Annotated in this window: 18 protein-coding genes; 8 read left to right on the forward strand and 10 right to left on the reverse strand. The window is 42.0% G+C overall.

Annotated elements, in window-relative coordinates; translation table 11 throughout:
• Positions 1-330: 330 nt before the first annotated feature.
• Entirely contained in the window at positions 331-1743 is a 1413-nt protein-coding gene (locus QPX86_RS19360) for a cytochrome C biosynthesis protein (protein ID WP_285163640.1), read from the forward strand.
• Positions 1744-1830: 87 nt separating this feature from the next.
• On the opposite strand, the gene QPX86_RS19365 is transcribed toward QPX86_RS19360, so the two are convergent.
• Both QPX86_RS19365 and QPX86_RS19370 read right to left on the reverse strand, forming a co-directional pair.
• The gene (locus QPX86_RS19365) at positions 1831-2343 is read right to left on the reverse strand and encodes a lactoylglutathione lyase family protein (RefSeq protein WP_055025412.1); all 513 of its coding nucleotides are present in this window, start codon (positions 2341-2343) and stop codon (positions 1831-1833) included.
• A gap of 234 nt (positions 2344-2577) precedes the next feature.
• A complete protein-coding gene (locus QPX86_RS19370) occupies positions 2578-3087 on the reverse strand; it encodes a lactoylglutathione lyase family protein (protein ID WP_174567600.1) in 510 nt (169 codons plus the stop codon).
• Positions 3088-3370: 283 nt separating this feature from the next.
• On the opposite strand from QPX86_RS19370, the gene QPX86_RS19375 reads away from it, so the two are divergent.
• The 4 genes from QPX86_RS19375 to trmL all read left to right on the forward strand — a co-directional run bounded on the left by QPX86_RS19375 (position 3371) and on the right by trmL (position 6994).
• A complete protein-coding gene (locus QPX86_RS19375; protein ID WP_285163642.1) occupies positions 3371-4204 on the forward strand; it encodes a DUF4437 domain-containing protein in 834 nt (277 codons plus the stop codon).
• 130 nt (positions 4205-4334) lie between these two features.
• A complete protein-coding gene (locus tag QPX86_RS19380) occupies positions 4335-5021 on the forward strand; it encodes a response regulator (RefSeq protein WP_220753289.1) in 687 nt (228 codons plus the stop codon).
• Positions 5021-6403, forward strand: coding sequence for an ATP-binding protein (locus tag QPX86_RS19385; RefSeq protein ID WP_285163644.1), 1383 nt, complete (start codon positions 5021-5023; stop codon positions 6401-6403). Before QPX86_RS19380 ends, QPX86_RS19385 begins: the two co-directional genes overlap by 1 nt.
• Before the next feature lie 126 nt (positions 6404-6529).
• Positions 6530-6994: a tRNA (uridine(34)/cytosine(34)/5-carboxymethylaminomethyluridine(34)-2'-O)-methyltransferase TrmL gene (trmL, locus tag QPX86_RS19390; RefSeq protein ID WP_285163645.1), complete on the forward strand. Its 465-nt coding sequence runs from the start codon at positions 6530-6532 to the stop codon at positions 6992-6994.
• 19 nt (positions 6995-7013) lie between these two features.
• Here the strand turns inward: trmL and QPX86_RS19395 are convergent, their stop codons facing one another.
• The 4 genes from QPX86_RS19395 to QPX86_RS19410 all read right to left on the reverse strand — a co-directional run bounded on the left by QPX86_RS19395 (position 7014) and on the right by QPX86_RS19410 (position 11869).
• Positions 7014-7601 carry an immunoglobulin domain-containing family protein gene (locus tag QPX86_RS19395; protein WP_285163646.1) on the reverse strand — a complete coding sequence of 196 codons (588 nt, stop codon included), beginning with the start codon at positions 7599-7601 and terminating at the stop codon, positions 7014-7016.
• Between the two features lie 169 nt (positions 7602-7770).
• A complete protein-coding gene (locus tag QPX86_RS19400; protein WP_285163647.1) occupies positions 7771-9213 on the reverse strand; it encodes a M16 family metallopeptidase in 1443 nt (480 codons plus the stop codon).
• The gene (locus tag QPX86_RS19405; RefSeq protein ID WP_285163649.1) at positions 9210-10538 is read right to left on the reverse strand and encodes a M16 family metallopeptidase; all 1329 of its coding nucleotides are present in this window, start codon (positions 10536-10538) and stop codon (positions 9210-9212) included. Before QPX86_RS19405 ends, QPX86_RS19400 begins: the two co-directional genes overlap by 4 nt.
• Positions 10539-10579: 41 nt before the next feature.
• Complete coding sequence (locus tag QPX86_RS19410; protein WP_407696639.1) at positions 10580-11869, reverse strand: amidohydrolase; 1290 nt, start codon at positions 11867-11869, stop codon at positions 10580-10582.
• A 249-nt stretch (positions 11870-12118) separates the two neighbouring features.
• Here QPX86_RS19410 and QPX86_RS19415 point away from each other — a divergent pair, with 249 nt between their 5' ends.
• Positions 12119-13591 (forward strand): ATP-binding cassette domain-containing protein, encoded by a 1473-nt coding sequence (locus QPX86_RS19415; protein ID WP_285163652.1) that lies wholly within the window; start codon positions 12119-12121, stop codon positions 13589-13591.
• Here QPX86_RS19415 and QPX86_RS19420 read toward each other — a convergent pair.
• The 3 genes from QPX86_RS19420 to QPX86_RS19430 form a co-directional block, all read right to left on the reverse strand.
• Positions 13588-13944 (reverse strand): hypothetical protein, encoded by a 357-nt coding sequence (locus QPX86_RS19420; RefSeq protein ID WP_285163654.1) that lies wholly within the window; start codon positions 13942-13944, stop codon positions 13588-13590. The two genes, QPX86_RS19415 and QPX86_RS19420, sit on opposite strands and share 4 nt — an antisense overlap.
• A gap of 22 nt (positions 13945-13966) precedes the next feature.
• Entirely contained in the window at positions 13967-14566 is a 600-nt protein-coding gene (locus QPX86_RS19425; protein ID WP_220753332.1) for a tRNA-uridine aminocarboxypropyltransferase, read from the reverse strand.
• A 158-nt stretch (positions 14567-14724) separates the two neighbouring features.
• Complete coding sequence (locus QPX86_RS19430; protein WP_220753281.1) at positions 14725-15933, reverse strand: multidrug effflux MFS transporter; 1209 nt, start codon at positions 15931-15933, stop codon at positions 14725-14727.
• A gap of 129 nt (positions 15934-16062) precedes the next feature.
• On the opposite strand from QPX86_RS19430, the gene QPX86_RS19435 reads away from it, so the two are divergent.
• On the forward strand, positions 16063-17043 hold the full coding sequence (locus tag QPX86_RS19435; RefSeq protein ID WP_285163657.1) for a LysR family transcriptional regulator: 981 nt from the start codon (positions 16063-16065) through the stop codon (positions 17041-17043).
• Between the two features lie 213 nt (positions 17044-17256).
• Positions 17257-17601 carry a hypothetical protein gene (locus QPX86_RS19440; protein ID WP_285163659.1) on the forward strand — a complete coding sequence of 115 codons (345 nt, stop codon included), beginning with the start codon at positions 17257-17259 and terminating at the stop codon, positions 17599-17601.
• A gap of 600 nt (positions 17602-18201) precedes the next feature.
• Here QPX86_RS19440 and QPX86_RS19445 read toward each other — a convergent pair.
• Positions 18202-19050 carry a hypothetical protein gene (locus QPX86_RS19445; protein ID WP_285163660.1) on the reverse strand — a complete coding sequence of 283 codons (849 nt, stop codon included), beginning with the start codon at positions 19048-19050 and terminating at the stop codon, positions 18202-18204.
• Positions 19051-19491: the final 441 nt, after the last annotated feature.

Here is a 19491-nt window from a genome sequence, read left to right on the forward strand (position 1 = left end):
GCTAACAGAATTTTGTCTTGTTATACCAAGCTCACTAACTGCAAATCCTTTGAAGTCGTTTTTGGTATGAAGCTAGTTTAGCCAATGCAATGTCAGTTAGGGTTATGAGTCGGTAAAGCTATGTAAAGATCCCATTTTGAACATAAAAGTTATTCTATAAAGCAGAATGGGAGCCAGTTCACGTATATAAAAGCTAATCATTTCCATACTGAACAAAAGCATAAGTTGTGTATCTGAGATAACACTAGCGTCTTCAGTCTGCCTTAATATTTCTAATGGCGACGTAGTGATTCTGGTTAACTCTTTTGATGTTTATAGTTGAGGTTATGGATGAGCAAGTTTTTCACCCGCATAATGATTTTATTCAGCCTGATAGTGTCAGTAACAGGTTTAGCGCACGCAAACGATTCCGATATTTGGGTCAACAAAACTACCAGTGAGCCCTCGGTAAATTTACACTTTTTCTGGTCGCAAACTTGCCCCCATTGTCGTGAGGCACATCCCTTTATCGATGCTTTAGCAGAGCGATACAACTGGATTAATCTCGAAGATTACTTAATCAGCGAACCAGGTAATGTCGATAAGTTGATGGCTATAGGTAAGAAAACAGGAGTAGAGCCTAAATCAGTACCTTACTTTGCAGTTTGTGGTGAAGCGATAACTGGTTATAACAGTCACGACGTTACTGGGCGCTATATACTTGAACGACTTGAAGCTTGTTATCAAAGAAACGGCGGTACTGGAGATCTTAAAGATGTCATGGCTGATTTCTATGAAGATAAAACCACTGCTGATGCGCCATTATTTGAAACATGTTCAGACAGTGCCGATCCTGATGCGGGAACATGCGGAATGGACTTTGAAGCAAGTAATGGCGAACATTCAAACCTAGACTCAAAGCCCCACGTTCAGCCTGTTGATATTCCGCTTATTGGCGCTGTACAACCTGAAAAGATGTCGCTACCTGTATTGACCTTAGTGCTAGCTGGCGTCGATGCCTTTAACCCTTGTGCCTTCTTCGTCTTGCTATTTTTATTAAGCATCATGGTGAATGCGGGCAGCCGTGGACGCATGCTATTAGTGGGCGGGATTTTCGTTTTCTTCTCTGGCTTTATTTACTTCATCTTTATGAGCGCATGGCTCAACCTGTTCCAACTACTAGGTGGTGGAGACGGAGGCTGGATTATCACTGGTGCGGGATTAATTGCACTGGTGGCCGCCTTGATCAACATAAAGGACTTCTTCTATGGCAAGGGAGATGTCAGCTTATCGATGTCGGTTGAAAACCGTGGCAGCTTAATAAAGCGGATGGGTAAATTGTCTAAAACCAGCTCTTTACCAACCTTAATATTCGGTTCTGCGTTATTGGCGATTATGGCCAACGCTTATGAGTTACTTTGTACTGCTGGTTTCCCGATGATTTACACGTCTGTGTTATCAATTTCAGGGTTAGATACCATTGAGCGTTATATGTATCTCATCGCTTATAACGTCATTTACGTTATTCCATTAGCAACCATTGTAATTGTATTTGCTGCTACCCTTGGCAAGCGTAAGCTAACGGAAAAAGAAGGCGAAGTACTTAAACTGATGTCGGGTATTATGATGTTAGGTTTAGGCAGTATGCTTGTTATCAACCCGATGGCGCTGCAAAACGTGGTGTTCTCTATAGGCTTGATTCTAGGCTCTATCTTGTTAACTTATATCATCGTTAAGATTAAACGCTTGAAGCAAAAGTCTTAATCTTGCTATACAAGGCTCATTAGCCTTGCTATTAAAGCGAGTCTTACGCGTAAGACTCGCTTTTTGTATTTAGTTTTCCAATAGACTTTATTGGTAAGCTCCAGCCGAGTAAGTTAACTCATAGCTATGGCTATAGATTTCTAAAATATTGCCGAATGGGTCTTCCATGTAAATCATCCGATATGGCTTCTCGCCAGGGTAATAGTAACGAGGCGCTTTCATGCGTTTTTTACCACCAGCGGCAACAATTTTTTCAGCCAAACCTTCAACATCTGGATCTTGAACACAGAAATGGAAGATACCTGTTTTCCAATATTCAAAATTATCGTCAGGGTTTTGCTGGTTTTTAAATTCAAACAACTCCACTCCAACTCGGTCGCCAGTAGATAAATGGGCTATCTTAAATCGCTCCCACCCTGGACCAAAAACGTCGGTACACATCTCACCAATGGCTGAATCGTCTTCAACAATTTCAGTCGGCTCCATGATTAAGTACCAGCCTAAGACTTCAGTGTAAAACTTAACTGCGGCCTCTAAATCTGGCACCGAGATACCGATATGAGAAAAGGTTCTAGGATACGGTGTAGGCGAATCTGGCATTGCTGCGGCCTCAGCAGTAGCCTCTTGTTGCGAGGTGGTAGACGCACAACCCGTTAATGCCATAGGCAAAGCAGCGGCCCCTAAACTTACACCCAGTAACTTCATGAATTCTCTTCGACTGGGATGATTGATAAACATAGTGTGTTCCTATAACGGCGATACAATTGAGGATGTCTAACAGATTGAAACAGGGGTTACGAAGAACTTAATACCCTCCATAAGCCCCTGTGAATATTATTTATATGCACCACTGGCATAATGTAATTCATAGCTGTGGCTGTAGATTTCTAGGATATTTCCAAATGGATCTTCCATGTAAATCATGCGATACGGTTTTTCACCTGGGTAATAATAACGCGGTGCTTTCATCCGTTTTTTGCCACCAGCAGCAACAATTTTCTCTGCTAGGCCTTCAACATCAGGATCCTGAACACAAAAGTGGAACACGCCAGTTTTCCAATATTCAAAGTTATCTTCTGGATTCTTTTGATTCTTGAATTGAAACAGTTCGACGCCGATACGATCGCCGGTAGACAGATGGGCAATGTTAAAACGCTCCCAACCTGCACCAAATACATCCGTACACATTTCGCCAATAGCAGAATCATCTTCAGTAATTTCTGTTGGTTCCATAATTAAGTACCAACCTAGTACTTCGGTGTAGAACTTCACTGCCGCTTCTAAATCAGGTACTGAAATACCAATATGAGAAAACGTTCTTGGGTAAGGCATAGGTGCAGACATATTTATCTCTCCAGTTGTTGTTCATAAAGTCGGGCTAATTTCGATGAGAAAAGTATAGGAGAACTACAACCAAAAAGTTAAATTATCAATATTTATGTTTTTAATAACATTTTGTAATAATTGAAATTATGATGTGCTGGATTATGCTGATTTGTTTGATACTGTTTCTCACCAAGTGGCCTTTTTGTATTTCCTTTAGCAACTATAATTGACTGATACTTTGAGATTAATTTTAAAAATCTTATTTTAATCACGATATTGAGCACCGACAGAGATCGCAAACATGAATCTATTACACACAGTATTACCGGCCATTTTACTCAGCACTTTACCTGCCATCGCTGTTTTTGCAGAAACCTCCCCCCAGTCAGAAGTCATCACGACAGCTGATATTGACTGGGGTTATTTAAACCCACTTCGTGGCGATAAAAGCCCTGGGGCGGCCAACCTTTGGGGCGATCGCACCCAAAATGTGCCAACGGGTATGTTAGTGAAATTCAATAAAGGGTTTTCCTCACCTCCCCACATTCATAATATTACTTATCGTGGTGTGGTTATTGAGGGGAAAATGCATAATGACGATCCCGATGCGGCAACCATGTGGATGCCAACCGGTTCTTTTTGGACACAACCTGCTGGCGAGAACCACATCACTGCAGCCAATGGCGAAGACAACCTCATCTTCCTTGAAATTGATAGTGGCCCTTATTTGGTTAAACCATCTAGTGAGCAATTTGACAATGGCGAACGACCAATAAATCTTCATCAATCAAATCTTGTTTGGCTAGACCAAACCGACATGAAGTCTATCAATGGAAATAGTGCTGAAATAACCTCATTATGGGGCAGTAACAAAGTCGGGGAACTCGGCGGTGCAATGATAAAATTACCAGCCAACTTTAGCGGAACACTGACAAGCGATGCTGAAGAGTTTAGAGCCATTGTTATCAAAGGTAGCCTTAACTATCAATCTGTTGAAACACCAAACAGTAAGGGATTAACCGCGGGCAGTTATTTTGGCTCTGGTGGTAAATTCAGCCATAACGTGACAACGTCTGCTCAAGGGGCAATGGTATATATTCGCACTGATGGAAAATATCACGTCGCAGAAAAATAGTGAGGCTAAGTGGTAAGGCATAGCAAAATTTATGCTGCACTTACTCATCTTTATGTAAAAGAGTGCAATGTTGCTAAACTTGGATCCTCATTCGTTATATAGTGCAATTAATAAAAGAGTGAGGATCGCAATGAGTCGTATTTTATTAGTTGATGATGACGCAGGTTTATCAGAATTATTAGCACAGCTTTTAGTACTTGAAGGTTTTGAATTAACCCAAGCATTTGATGGCCAACAAGGCCTTGATTATGCCCAAAATCAAGACTTTGATTTAATTCTACTCGATGTCATGCTGCCAAAACTCAATGGCTTTGAAGTGCTGCGCGCCCTAAGAACCCAAAAGCAAACCCCAGTACTCATGTTAACTGCTCGTGGTGATGAAATTGACCGCGTGGTTGGCCTCGAAATTGGCGCTGATGACTACCTACCAAAACCGTTTAACGACCGTGAGTTAATTGCACGTATGCGCGCTATTTTACGCCGCTCAGCTTTAACGCAAACCGAAAGTGGTGAGCAAGATACGATCTCGTTTGGTGACCTAAGTTTAGACCAAGCCAGACAAGAGCTTTACTGCAATGAACAACTCATTATCTTAACGGGTACTGAGTTCTCTTTATTGCACAGCTTAATTACTCAAGCCGGTGATTTAGTCACTAAAGAACAGTTGAGCGAAACAGTGTTAGGTAAAAAACTCATGCCATTTGATCGTAGTTTAGATATGCATTTATCTAATTTACGTAAAAAATTACCTGAGCGCAGTGATGGTCGCCCAAGAGTTAAAACCATTCGTGGTAAAGGCTATATCTGGATCCCGTAATGAAAGCACCTTCTTCGATAAACCGTTTATTTGTTAAATTGCTGCTGGGCTTTTGGTTATGTAGCTCATTAATCATTGCCTTTGTTGGGATATTGCCATTTCTGCAACAAAGCCACGATCAACAACCCCTTTCCCATAAGCAAGAGCAACTACTTAAGCGTGTTGCGAAACACTTCATTGAAGAACCTGAATTATTAAAAGACTCACGGACGCTAAAAAAACTTAACCGCCACCGTGCACCTGACGGTAAATTTCTCAAATTTTACATCCTCGATGATGAAAGCCGCGTCATAAATCATAGAAAAGTACCTCGTACCTTTCGTGAGTTTTTGCTGCTTAGTGAAGACCATAAAGAACCTATAAGTCATCAATTTCGTACAGAGCTTATCTTTGGGCCTTACAAGTTTATCGCAGGTGAGCGTGAATACCGGGTTTACAGCCGTATTGCTGATAACCATCCAAAGCCTTGGTTTTTCTTTTTTAACGATAACAAATTACTCACTATCATCATTGCAATGATGCTCTCTGGCATGTTGTGCGGTTTATTAGCGTGGAATTTAGGTAAACCACTTCGCTCGCTTAAACAAAGCTCAAACGCGCTTGCTGAAGGTGACTTATCTAGTCGAGTTGATAGCAAAGTTGCTAACCGTGGTGATGAAATTGGTGAATTAGCACAGGCTTTTAATAGTATGGCCGATGCGATTGAAACCATGATTCACAATCAGCAACGATTAATGGGTGATATCTCCCATGAACTAAGAACGCCGCTGACTCGGTTACAATTATCGTTAGCTTTAGCGCGTAAGAAAGAACAAAGCAGTATTGAAATTGAGCGTATTGGCTATGAAGCTGAGCAATTAGAAGATTTGATATCTGAATTGCTCACCTTATCTCGCGTGACCATCAGTAACAACGAAAACCTAGTGCATTTAGAACTGGCTGAATCCTTAAGCCAGGTTCTTGATGACGCAGAATTTGAAGCCGAGCAACAGCAGAAACAGCTGGATATTGATATTCCTGAATCTATCAGCTTAGATCATTATCCAAAGTCATTATCACGCGCGATTGAAAATGTGCTGAGAAATGCCATTCGTTATGCTGATAGCGCAGTGAGCATTCATGCGATACAAGAACGACAAAACGTACTGATTACTATCAGTGATAATGGCCCAGGTATTGATGATGCAGAATTAGAAGAGGTCTTTAAACCTTTTTATCGACCAGACAGTGCAAGAGATCGCGAGTCTGGAGGATGGGGGTTAGGGCTGGCAATTACCCATGCCGCTATCAAATTAAACCAAGGTCATATCAGTGCGAGTAACCTTAAGCCTCAAGGCTTAAAGGTACTCATTACTTTACCGGTTAAAATGAAAGGTCAGTAAGCCCTATCATAAAATGACCCTAAGTTTTGATGGATTAGATCGCTTCTGCTGACTTAATCCATCATTACTTTCACACCCAAGCATGTTTGCGTATAATTCCCAGCTCATTCAATCAAGGTAACGCCCATGTTTAATATTGCTCTTTATGAACCAGAAATCGCCCCAAACACCGGCAATATTATCCGCCTATGTGCTAACAATGGCGCAAAACTGCATTTGATTGAGCCATTAGGTTTTGATTTAGAAGAGAAAAAGCTTCGTAGAGCTGGCTTAGATTATGCTGATTTAACCAATATTACCCGTCATAAAAACTTTGAAGCTTTCTTAGAAGCCATGGCAGGCAAGCGCATAATGGCGTGCACGACTAAAGGCAGCCGCCCACATAGTGAGCTTGAATTTGCCGCTGATGACGTATTGTTATTTGGCCCTGAAACCCGTGGCTTGCCAATGGAAATTATTGAATCTATTCCAACCAGCCAGCGTTTACGCATTCCAATGGCGGCCAGTAACCGCAGCTTAAATCTGTCAAATTCTGTGGCGATTATCAGCTACGAAGCGTGGCGTCAGCTAGATTATGTAGGTGCCGAGTAGCCCAATTAATTGATTCAATTTATGGGTTGGTAATAGGGCTCAGCTCAATCGCACGAATTAATTGATACTGCTCGCTATCATCATCAAGGTAGTGAGCGCTTTGGCGCCATAGCCAAGTAACAGAACCATTCTCAGTCTTATTAGCACTCTGCACTACTGTCGTTGAAGCTTTAGGTTCAAACCGTAATCTAATTAAAGCAGGACGTTGATTTAAATGCCCTTTCCCAAGAAAAGTAAAGCTATCACCTCGTTGATATAAGCTAAATAACTGCTCTCTATCTTCACCAACTCCATCGGTATAAGTCAGCAAAACCTCACTCTCTTGCGTTCGAAACCACCACACTTCACTGTTTGGATTACTGTCACCTCGACTTACTGTGAGCATCAAATTTCGTTTATCAGATGAGCAAATTGCAGAGGTTGTGACTTGCCTAGGCGCGACACCATTTTTAGCTGCTGAGCCTTGCCAGTCGCCATCAAGCACAGGGCAAAACTGACTCAATTCTACTTTTGCAGCCAACGCTCTAGGGGCAATCATCATGCCTATAATCACCATAACTAAGAGGATGAGATATTTACCCTTTGATAAACCTGCTTGATACCACATCAACAACGACACCTTTCATTTAAATGGTTTACTAGCAAGAACACTATTTTATTGCGATTATTTTTTCAATTAGAACTTAGTATCGCACCATTAGAATCACGCAATAAAAATGCCTTTCATCAAAGATAAAAGGCATTCAAAATATTAACCACAATGGTAAGGCTATCCGTTACTGACCAAAACCCACGTCCGTCATATTAATTTGGGTCACTTCGCCATATTCTTTTGCGATATCAACTACTTTAGCTGCATTACCAATTAATACAAACTGTAGGTTTTCTTGCGGGAAGTAATTGCGAATCAAACGCTTAGTTTCTTCAAGGGTTAAGCCATCAACCTTAGCTTGAAACTCATTAATGAATGAATCATCAAACTTGTAGATATACATATCAGCCATCAACTCAGCAAGTTGACCGCCGGTTTCAAATTTTGGTGGATATTGACCTTTTACATAGGCTTTAGCCGAATCTAAGGTTTGCTGATCTATGCCTTCCTCCCATAAACGTGCATAGGTTTTTAAGGCTAAGTCCATAGCCTCTTTTGTTGTGCTGGTTTTGGTAAAGGTACTGATTTGAAAAGTACCTGAATCAGAAAACGCATTAAAGCCAGAGCGTGCGCCATAGGTTAAACCTGCATTAACACGTAGTTCGTCATTTAACCACGAGGTAAAACGGCCACCTAAAATGGTGTTGACTACCGTTAGCCCTACATAATCAGGATTATCGCGACTGATACCTAAGCCACCAAAAATAAAGGTCGTTTCAATAGCATCAGGCTTATCCACCAACAACACACGGCTTGACGACAAGCTAGGTAAACCTTGACTTAAATCCGGCTGCACTGCTTTTTCAGAGCCTTGCCAATGACCAAAGGCTTTGGTTAGCTTGGCCTTCATTTCAGCTGCATCAAAGTCACCCACGACATTAATTGCCATGTTGCTTGGCTGGTAATAACTTTTGTGGAATGCGCGCAGTTGAGCAATATTGATTTCGGCTAACGAAGTGCTATTGCCCGTTGTAGGGTTAGCGTAAGGATGCTGTCCAAAGACCATTTTAGAATAGTATCGACCAATCACAGCGCGAGGACTTTCTTTTGCTTGAGATAAGCCAACAATTTCCCGCTGTCTTAGCTTCTCAAATTCAACACTATCAAAGTCAGGCGACATTAGTACGTCTTGCATTATCGCCAGAACTGTATCGACATCTTTACTCATAAAATCAGCACCGATTAGTGTGCTTTCTCGGCCTGAAGCGGTATCTAAGCTAGCACCAAGAAAATCAATCGTCTGCTCAATCTCGGCTTTGGTTTTACCACCTGCGCCAAGCATTAAACTTTTAGCAGTCATGTACGACACGCCAGAGGTAGTGTCATTCACCGCACCTGCTCGAACAACGGCGTTTACATTAATAATGGGCACTTCAGACTGCACCATAAAATTCACTTTAAGGCCATTATCTAACGTCATTGATTGGTACTGCGGCATGCTGAAGCTACCGGTATCAACAGTGTTGGTTTTATCACTGGTACTTGCACAACCTGTTAGCGCCAATGTACAAGCAAGTGCAATGGCCGACACTGTGGTGTTTTGGCTAAATCTTGATAATGAAATCATTGGTCAGCTCCTTCTGTTGCAGCTAACACACCCACTGTGCGATTGGCTTTACGTAAATAAGTTTGAGCAACACGCTGAATGTCTTCAACGGTGACTTTGTTATAGGCTTCTGGCGCACTGAAGAGTTTTTCATAACTACCAAAATACAACTCATAACGGCCTAATGTATTAGCGCGGCCATTAATGGTTTGCATAGTACGGTAAAAGTCCATTAGCTTAATATTCTTAACTTTTTCAAGCTCGTTTTGGCTAACACCTTCTAAGCTAATACGATTGATTTCAGCAATCATATTGGCTTCAAGTTGCACAGCATCAACACCTGAATTGGCAACACCCATAAAGTAAAATAAGTTAGGGTCAAACGACATTGGTAAATACGACATCACGTTTGAAGCGACTTGCTTATCGACTAATCCTTGATAAAGACGCGAGCTATTACCTTCACTGAAAATAGTATTCAGTAAATCTAACGCGTAGTAATCTTCATGCTTTGTTGAAGGCACATGGTAAGCCAGCATCACATTGGGTGTGCTCACTGACGCTTTTTCAACAAATACGCGGCGCTCACCTTTTTGCAGCGGTTCTACTGTGCGTACAGCTTTAGGTGGCGTTTGTGCAGGTATAACACCAAAGTACTGCTTTGCGAGTTTTTTCACTTCAGCCACTTTGACATCGCCAGCAATCACTACCACGGCATTATTCGGTGCATAGTAAGTTTTATGATATTGCTGTAAATCTTCTAAACTCCAAGCGGCAATATCAGACTCATGCCCAATCACTGACCAACTGTAAGGATGCGCTCTGAATGCCGCACTCTTCACCTCTTCTTGAATGGTACGCCAGTTTGAATTTTCAAGCCCTGTAGTGCGCTCTGATTGCACCACACCGCGCTCACTTTCAACCATTTCAGGGTTTATATCCAAATTAGCGATACGGTCTGCTTCTAAATCAAAGATGGTTTCTAACGCATTGGCTGGGAACCAATCGGTATACACAGTAATATCTTCAGTGGTGTAAGCGTTGTTTGCGCCACCAGCGGCTTCCATTGTGCGGTCAAACATTTTTGGGCCGTATTTTTTAGAACCATTAAACATCATGTGTTCAAAAAAGTGAGAAATCCCCGTTATACCGGGTACTTCATTACGCGAGCCCACTTTCCAAAATAAATACATATTGGCATTGGGAATACTGCTGTCTTCCAGCACCATTATTTTCATGCCGTTATCTAACGTAAACGTATTCACATCTTCTTGAGTAGTGGCATTAGCATTAACGCTCACCCAAGTTGTCAGTAATACCACTAACGCGGCGATTCTGCGTTTCATGATTTTTTCCTTTTTATAAATCGTAAAGTACGACATGAGTTCTATTTAGTCGCGCCTAATGCAGTTAAGGCGATTTGAGTCATAGTTTGCACGCCGACTTTAAGCGCGCTTTCATCCACATAAAATGATGGCGAGTGGTTACTTGCAACGGTTGCAGGATCTTTCCCCTCAGGCGTTACCCCAAGAAAATAAAACAAACCCGGTGTTTCTAATGCGTAATAAGAAAAGTCTTCTGCGCCAGTTATCAGCCCTGGTTCAATCAAGTTATCTTCGCCTACTACGCTGCGGATCACTGGGCGCATGTCAGCCACTAATTTAGGATTATTGACTGTCACCGGATAACCAGCATCAATCTCAGTAATCGCTGTCGCACCCAGTGTTTTAGCTGAAAGTGAAGCAATTTCTGCCAGCTTCACTTTAATCTCAGCGCGCATATCTTGATCGAACGTTCTGATCGTGCCAATTAACTCGACTTCATCAGGAATAATGTTCGAACGGATCCCACCATTAATGGCGCCAAAGCTCACAACAGCTGGCGCTTTAGTCACATCAACTTGACGGCTAATAATCGTTTGCACGCTATTAATAATTTGTGCTGATGCAACTATAGGGTCAACGCCCCCCCAAGGGCGAGAGCCGTGAGTTTGGCGGCCTTTAACCGTAATGGTAAATGAATCTTCAGACGCCATCGCAGGGCCAGAACGAAGTCCAATCACACCAGTAGGTAAGCTTGAAGTGACATGCATACCAAACACTTGTTCTGGCACTCGCTTAGCAAATAGTCCCTCTTTGAGCATTAACTCAGCGCCGCCCTCCTCTCCAGCTGGTGCGCCTTCTTCAGCAGGTTGGAAGATAAACATCACATCACCAGCAAGACTCGCTTGTGACTTGACTAAGTTTTCTGCCACGCCCATAAGCATTGCAACATGGGTGTCATGACCACAGGCATGCATGACACCTACAGTTTGATTGCGATAAGTATCCGTCGCTTTTGACGCAAAGGGTAAATCCACTTCTTCTTTAACTGGCAGCGCGTCCATGTCTGCGCGAATACCAATAAGCGGACCAGGCTTTGCCCCTTTTAATATGGCTACAACACCAGTGTGAGCGATACCTGTTTGCACTTCTAAGCCTAAAGACGTTAAGTGCTTGGCAATCACTTTACTGGTTCTGAACTCACGATTAGATAATTCTGGATGTTGGTGTAAGTCGCGGCGCCACTCAATCACTTTCTGTTCTATATCTGCGGTAAGCTTGGCCGCATCGGGAGTGTTCGCTAAAACGGGAGCCGAAATAGGGCTTAATAGTGTCGCTAAACAAAGCGCAATCATTGAGGGACGCATAAATCTTCCATGGTTATTATGGTTTTTGTGCGATTTAATCTACAGGGTATGACTGAAGTTGTTAAATAATTTGTGACTGCAAGTCCGAAGAAATTGTTTCGATTTGTTTACTGACTCAATCGCCCAACTTATAAATAAACAATATTATGGCTTTTATCATCACCTTGTTATGCTTCAAATTAATAGTGATATGGTCATTTTTTGCTGAGTAAAGCGAATAAACCTAGGATGAGATTAATGGATATCAAGTTTCATGAGTTTACTGCCAAAACCAACAGTGTCAGCCTTGATATTGCCGACTGGCATATTTGCCATCAATCATGGGGCGTTTTTTGCGCTCATAGCGATATTGGTTCATTAATTGGCGATGCCCTTTGTCAGCCAAATGATCCTAGCCATAAACTAGACATTATCTCAGGAAGTATCACTAAATCATCTAACAACATCGCCCAAGTATCGTTAACAGAGCAACAAAGGTTACTGGCCTTAGAGCTTGAAAATGATGATACCGACTTTTCCAACGTGGTAGATAAAGGCAGTACGGTTATTGATCTCATTAGCCAACAATTTCATGCCTGCACCGATAACAAAGACGCCCTAGTCAATTCAATATTAACGGATCTGGATTTACACCATTTACAACAGCGTGGGTTTCATGAACTCTCCACCGGCGAAACACGTCGAGTCATGTTGGCGCGCGCGATAGCATCACAGCCTGACTTTTTGGTGTTAGATAATCCATTTGCAGGTTTGGACATAGCTCATAGGCAATCTCTAGCCAGCTATTTAGCCCAGTTCAATATCCCTATGATGGTGATATTTTCCCGCGAAGAAGACATGCCGCAATGGATAGATAACATTGCAATATTCAGCCACGGTAAATTAGACAGCATCATGGATAAAGCCAGCTGGAACAGTCATCCAGTGATAGGGCAAATTAAGTCTCAATCTAAGGTACAAAGCGAGTTAATGCTGGCATTAATGCAGCGTCACCAACATCAAAGTCAGTCTGAAAAACCCGTTTTTGAACTTAAAAATGGCAAAGTGGCTTACAGTGATAAAACCATTTTTACTGATATAAACTGGCGGATTGATAATGGTCAGCATTGGCAAGTAAAAGGGCCTAATGGTTGTGGTAAAAGTACATTACTAGGACTGATTTTCGGTGATCATCCACAGTGCTATAGCAACGATATCCAGATCTTTGGCAAGCAACGTGGAAGTGGCGAAACGATTTGGGAGATTAAACAGCACATAGGAATGGTGTCATCAGCATTGCACCTACAATATCGGGTCAATTGCAGTGCTATGGAGGTGATTCTATCTGGGTTTTATGACTCTATCGGCCTGTATCAACAAGCCAGTGTTAAACAAAAAGAAGTGGCTCATGATTGGCTAACCATTTTACATATGGAGTCGCTGGCCAACACCCCAATGAAGCAATTGGATTACAGTCAACAACGACTGTTACTCATCGCGCGCGCGTTAGTGAAACAACCCACATTGCTAATTTTAGATGAACCTTACCAAGGGTTAGACTACTTAGGGATCCGCTTAGTGAGGAACACGCTTGAATTAATCGCAAGGGAAAACTTAAGTCAATTACTGTATGTGTCTCATTATCACCAAGACAGTTTAGCCAGCATCAAGCATTACCTAGAGTTCGTTTATGATGAAGACAGTGAGGGCTATAAAGCCTGCATCAGTTAATCCTGCTCTTCGATTTTACGCTCTTTAGCAGCGGCCTCTTTGGCTTCACGTAGATATTTGTCTGCGCGAGACTCACGTTCACTGAATTGTGCCTGAGACTTTTTTATCTGCTCTTTTTCCCACTCGCCAGACTCTTGGCGCGCTAGGACTTCTTGTTCGCGGTTTGTGGTATCGCTTGCAGCTTTACGGGCTTTTTCTAGCTGTTCTTGCTCCGTCTTTTTAGAATCAATTCTGCCTTGGTCTGCCTTTTGAGATAAGGTCAGACGCGGTTTATCACTAGCTGTTGCAGTAAAAGAGATTGCTAGCATCAAACTCATAAAAGCCATTGCTATCATGCGGTTCAACATAGTCATTATCTTCCTTGTTTTGTTGCTGCTATTTTTCTTGAGCATAGCGTGCACGCACTGCGGCAGGCATCGCATCTAGCTTATGTTGCACCATAGCGTCAAAGGGTGCAAACATAGGTGCTATGTCCAATGATGGACTTATAGCTTGAAGCATGTACGCTGTCGCTTCTAGGGTTGATAAGCTATCACTGCGCTTTGCCTTACGGATACGGTATTGTGATACACCTTCAAACTCAATATGCAGCGCAGGTAGCTCTAATAGCCACGGATTAAGCTGGAGCATTTTAAAAGCTTTTCGCCAAGTACCGTCAATCAATAAAATAATACACTCTTCAGAAGCTTCAGAGTCCGCTGCACTTTGACTGGTTTCACTCGGATAAACTAAATAAACCGGTTTACCAGCTTGTTGTAAATATACTTGCAGTTCAGCAAAGTCATCTGCCGTTTCCCCCACCACCACCTTCGTCGCAGGCAAGGTTAAACACAATAACTTCACCGTATTTTTAGCGTGCTCAACTTCAGATGGGTGCTGAAGCACAATCACCCCAGTCTTAATCGACATAGGTGACACACTATCGCAAATACAAGTTGTCTTTGGGTAACCACAATCATCACAGATAACTCTAATACTTCACCTCTATGAACATCTTTATGCTTTAAACAATCACTGTAAATTCACACCTTGAAAGACTATTTTAGCGCTAATTAGCTGTACTGTGCCAGAAACAACAATGCCGTTGAGTATTATTCAACGGCATTGCCTTAAATCAGTTTATCGCAAAGGGTTTAATGCTCTGGGTGAACTTGTTCCATATGCAAATGGCTTAAGCTTTTAAGTGACATCATTACCAGTAGTAATAAAGATAACCCACCCATTAAGATGGCAACAGCATATGGGGCTGTAATATCGGTCATTTGTATTAAACCAGCTAACACTGAAGCACCGCTCATTTGAATACAACCTAGCATGGCAGCTGCTGTACCCGCTCTTTCACCGAAAGCTGATAAAGCCATTGACGTTGCAGGGCCGAGCAAAATAGCAAAGCCAATACATAGCAGCATCATAGGCAGCATAAAGCCTAAACCTGCAGCAAAACCTGATTGTGGCCCCACTAATTGCACCACAACTTCAAGTGCGGCAGCCAATAACATCATACCCAGTGCCACAACAACAGCGGGACGATTACCAATATGCTTAACGAGTACTGGCGCAGCAAAACAAGCGGCAATATTCACTGCAGCGTTTAAGCCAAATAAACCACTAAACGCAAGCTCACTTACTCCTAACTCACCAATTAACCACATTGGCGAATACGATACGTAAGTGACGATAGAGGCCATAGCCACCATACAAGTGCTAGCATAAAACAAGAAGTGTGCATCACTTAACACAGGTTTATAACGTGCCCAACGATATAAAGGACCGCTGGTATCGGTGTTCTCTGGACGAGTTTCTGGGAATTTAATTAATACAATAGCAAGTACGATAATGGCGTACAGAGCCATAAAAATAAACGTAGAACGCCAACCAAATTGAAGCGCTAATAAGCCACCTAGTGTTGGTGCCAAAGCAGGAATCACACAAATAGCGCCATTTAAGTAGCTATACATTTTGACGCTTTCTTTGCTGCTATAGCAGTCACGTACAGCACTGAATACCACAATTGAGGTTGAACAAGCCGCTAGGCCTTGTAAAACTCGCGCTAATTGCAGTACTTCAAACTCTTGCGCCATCGCACCAATAAGACTACTGACGCCATAAAGGACAATACCAAATAATGCGATAGGACGACGCCCAAAACGATCCGCTAAAGGACCAATCAGGATTTGCCCTAAGCCCATCGCAAACAAAAACAGCACTAATGTCGACTGAACCTGACTGCCACTCACACCATACTCTAATGCCATGGTTGGCATTGATGGTAAGTAAATATCGATGGCTAATGGGCTTAGTAGCACCATAAACATCAGCGTTGGCAACAAATTACGTCTCATTGTTCAATTCTCTTTCTTTAATTCAAATGTTGATTCTGGCGCGCATTCTAGACTACTCATGGTATGAATAGAAATGGTATGATTTCCTAAGTAAATTTCCCTAGAGGAATATCAGTCAAGGAATGTCACATGAATATTGATAATCTTGCCAAGATTGACTTAAATCTACTGGTCATCTTGCAAGTCCTGCTCGAAGAGCAAAGTGTCACCCGTGCTGCGAGTCGTTTGCACTTAAGCCAATCCGCGCTCAGTAAAAGTCTTAATCGTTTGCGGGTAACCCTTGATGATCCTTTATTTCAGCGAACGGCTCACGGTTTAAAACCGACTGCTCATGCTGTTCAGTTAGGGCACCAATTGCCGCAAATTTTACAAACTTTGCATCAACTCACCCAGCCGCCGACCTTTGTACCTGCCAGTAGCCACCAGCATTTTTCATTCTCTATGGTCGAGAGTGCCTATGAAACGTTACTACCTTATTTCATCGGCAGAATTTTACATGATGCACCCAACGTCAAACTCGACTCTTATGTTTGGACTGAAAAGTCGATGCAAGATTTACAGCTGGGCCAAATTGATTTTGGTATTGCTGGGCGTGATACCCACCCCCAAGCAGATTTGAAAATCGAACAACTTCCAGATGGCATAGAGCACCAAACATTATTCAAAGATAAACAGGTCTGTTTAGTGCGCAAAGGTCATCCAATGTTAGACGTGATCCGCAACAAAAAATGGGACTTAGATACCTATTTAAGTATGTCGCACGTGCAGGTTCGTTGTGAAGGCAATGACTGGTGGGCATTGGATTATCATTTAGCGGATTTAAATTTACGGCGTCAGATCAGTACCACGGTTCCTGACTTTTATGGTGCAGCAAGCATTTGCGCTCATAGTGATTTAATTTTTACCCTGCCATCGAGCTTTGCGCGTCACGCTGTAAAATTATATCCGCTAGAAGAAATACCCTTACCGTTCGAATTTATGCCAATGGCTTATGTGTTGTTATGGCATGAACGCAATAGCCAAGCACCAGGGCATTTGTGGCTAAGAAACATCATTTGTGAAAGTGTCGCTACGGCTGTAAAACAAACTCAAATCGAAATGCTGAAATAATGCTCATGAACTCTATCTATTCATACATTTGTGTTATTTGACCCTCTACATAGGTAGCAATCATGATCAAACATTAATCAGGATTAACGTGACGTTAATAGTGCTTTTATTGCACACTGAAAGTGTCATCACTTTAAAAAGTGATTTTATCAAAGGTTGAAACAGTATCCATCGCCATTTTGATACTCGCTCTATCCATATTGAGGAACATCAATGAATTTTAATCAGTTTGTAAATCAAGCACAGGTCAAACAGCGTGTTGGCACTATGCATCCATTTATTGCATTACTGTCGATTGTGGCCATCGGAATAACATCGATTGTACTGCTACCTTTTTTATTGGTATTTGCGCTAGTGAGCTTTATTGGGCTCAATTTATTAAGCCGTAAATATCTAGCACCTAAAATGCAGCCAATATTCGGTAAACGTCAGCAACAAGATGAAGTGTACCGAGGTAACCCGAATGTACAACGCGAACAGTCGCTGTATAAGTCTGAGATGTTTAAGCGTTCGAACCCATCGTCTGGCGGACGCACTTTCGAGCATCAACCGGACTAAACATTCATATGGTCAGTTAACCTTGATTCCCCCGAGGTTGATTGGCCATGATGTTTATTAAAGCTTTTTGAAAGTTTATAGCTCAAACTAAAACACCGCCAAATGGCGGTGTTTTTTATTGGAGGTAAGATAGAATTACTTATCTACTTATTATTAGCATCATTCTGATATAAAAGTCGTGGCGCTTCGCCCACACCCGACGAAAGGGAAACAACAGCATTTCCCTTTTCGATATCCCTTGCCGTTCCGGCGAAATAATCTGAAAAACGATTATTTCCAACGGAAATTTTTCTAGACTGAAGCCAAATTTGGCATGTTCTTCGTCCACCATCGCAAATCACTAACGCTTCCGATGGGGCGTCCCTTCCCCTCAAAAGCTAGCCAGACATCCCTGCCTGGGCTCACGCAATTTTCTTGATGAACTCTATCAATAGGAGTGTTTATACCAATGGGCTAACAGGCTAAAGATTCTCCGTTTGAAGTGCCCGAAGGCGTTGAGTGCATTTGCGAACGTTCGGCATTAACAATGGAATGGCTCAATTCACTTTTACTAGGTCTAAGATGTAATTTGTGCAGCCTATACACGCTTTCTGATTTTTATTATCGATGTGCCCTTAACGTTTCTGCAGATGTACATGGTGTCGGCTCTTCACGATAAACTGGGCTTCCTTGTGTAACATTTGAAGGGAAATACTTCATGAAGCTTGTTGAAACATGATTAACTTCACAATCGGAAGCAACTCTAGTTCTAAATAGTGCATCTGCCCATATTGGAGTACCTTCAGAGTTTAAGATAATTGCTTGGGCGGAAATAGTTGGTAGCCTATACGTCATCATGGACCCAAAGGATAATATACCTACGACTGCAGCCTCTCGGTCTGCAGCGCTCTCATCGATATCGAGACCATTGGCTTGAACTAAGACCATTACTTCATTTTGACCTAAATTCATTTCTTTTACTTGTGGGAAATAGACTCCTTTAAGAGACATAACAAATTGCTCTCTTTGCTCCCAGCTTAAAGTTACTGAACTTAATTTTTCTGACATAGAGCTGAGAAGAAATTGTTCTTTATCACTGACCGAAATATCACCTTTATATACGGGTAATATGACGATGCTTTGCTCTTCTTTAGTTGATTCAATCTTTTTATATGGTCCCGCCTGAAGACCCGAACTTATAATAGTAGGAGTTACTTCAACACCTAACTCATCCTCAAGCAGTTGGGAAACTTTTCCAGCTAATCGGGTACAAACATCAAGATTTTTATCAACATTTAATTTGTAACTTGTCTCATTCAACACAAAGCAATCTGTAACTAGCCTTACTTTACTTATTTTGCCACTTTGAAAAGGTTTTTCAGGAAAAGCTTCTAAATCCCCATTCCTTACGCATCCAGAAAATGTGACAGATAAACAAGTTACCCATATTAACGCTATAACCTTCTTCATATAACTTCCATATTTAAGAACAACAAATCAAATATCCAAATTTGATCATCCATAATAACAAATAAACCACCACATTTAGTCTAATAAATATCAAGATAACATTGATTGCATAGGTATTAATAGTCACGGCTGGGCCTATAACTCTAAACAAGGAAATCACGCAATTCTCTTGATTGACTCTAAAAATAAGAGTATCCAGACCAATGAGCTAGCAGGCTACAGATTCTCCGTTTGAAGTGTCCGAAGGCGTTGAGTGGATTTGCGTAAGCTCGACATGGATGTCGAGATAGCCTCAGTTGAGCCAGGGATGGCGAGCCTGAGGCGTTAGTAAATTCACTTATAAGACTGAGAAAATAACACTTCAATGGAGCGGATGGGAGATCCAAGAGGGAGTTGACGTTCACTCCCTTTTGGTCAGGTGTGGGCGAAGCACCACTATTT

It is taken from the genome of Shewanella goraebulensis (assembly GCF_030252245.1).
Lineage (GTDB): Bacteria > Pseudomonadota > Gammaproteobacteria > Enterobacterales > Shewanellaceae > Shewanella > Shewanella goraebulensis.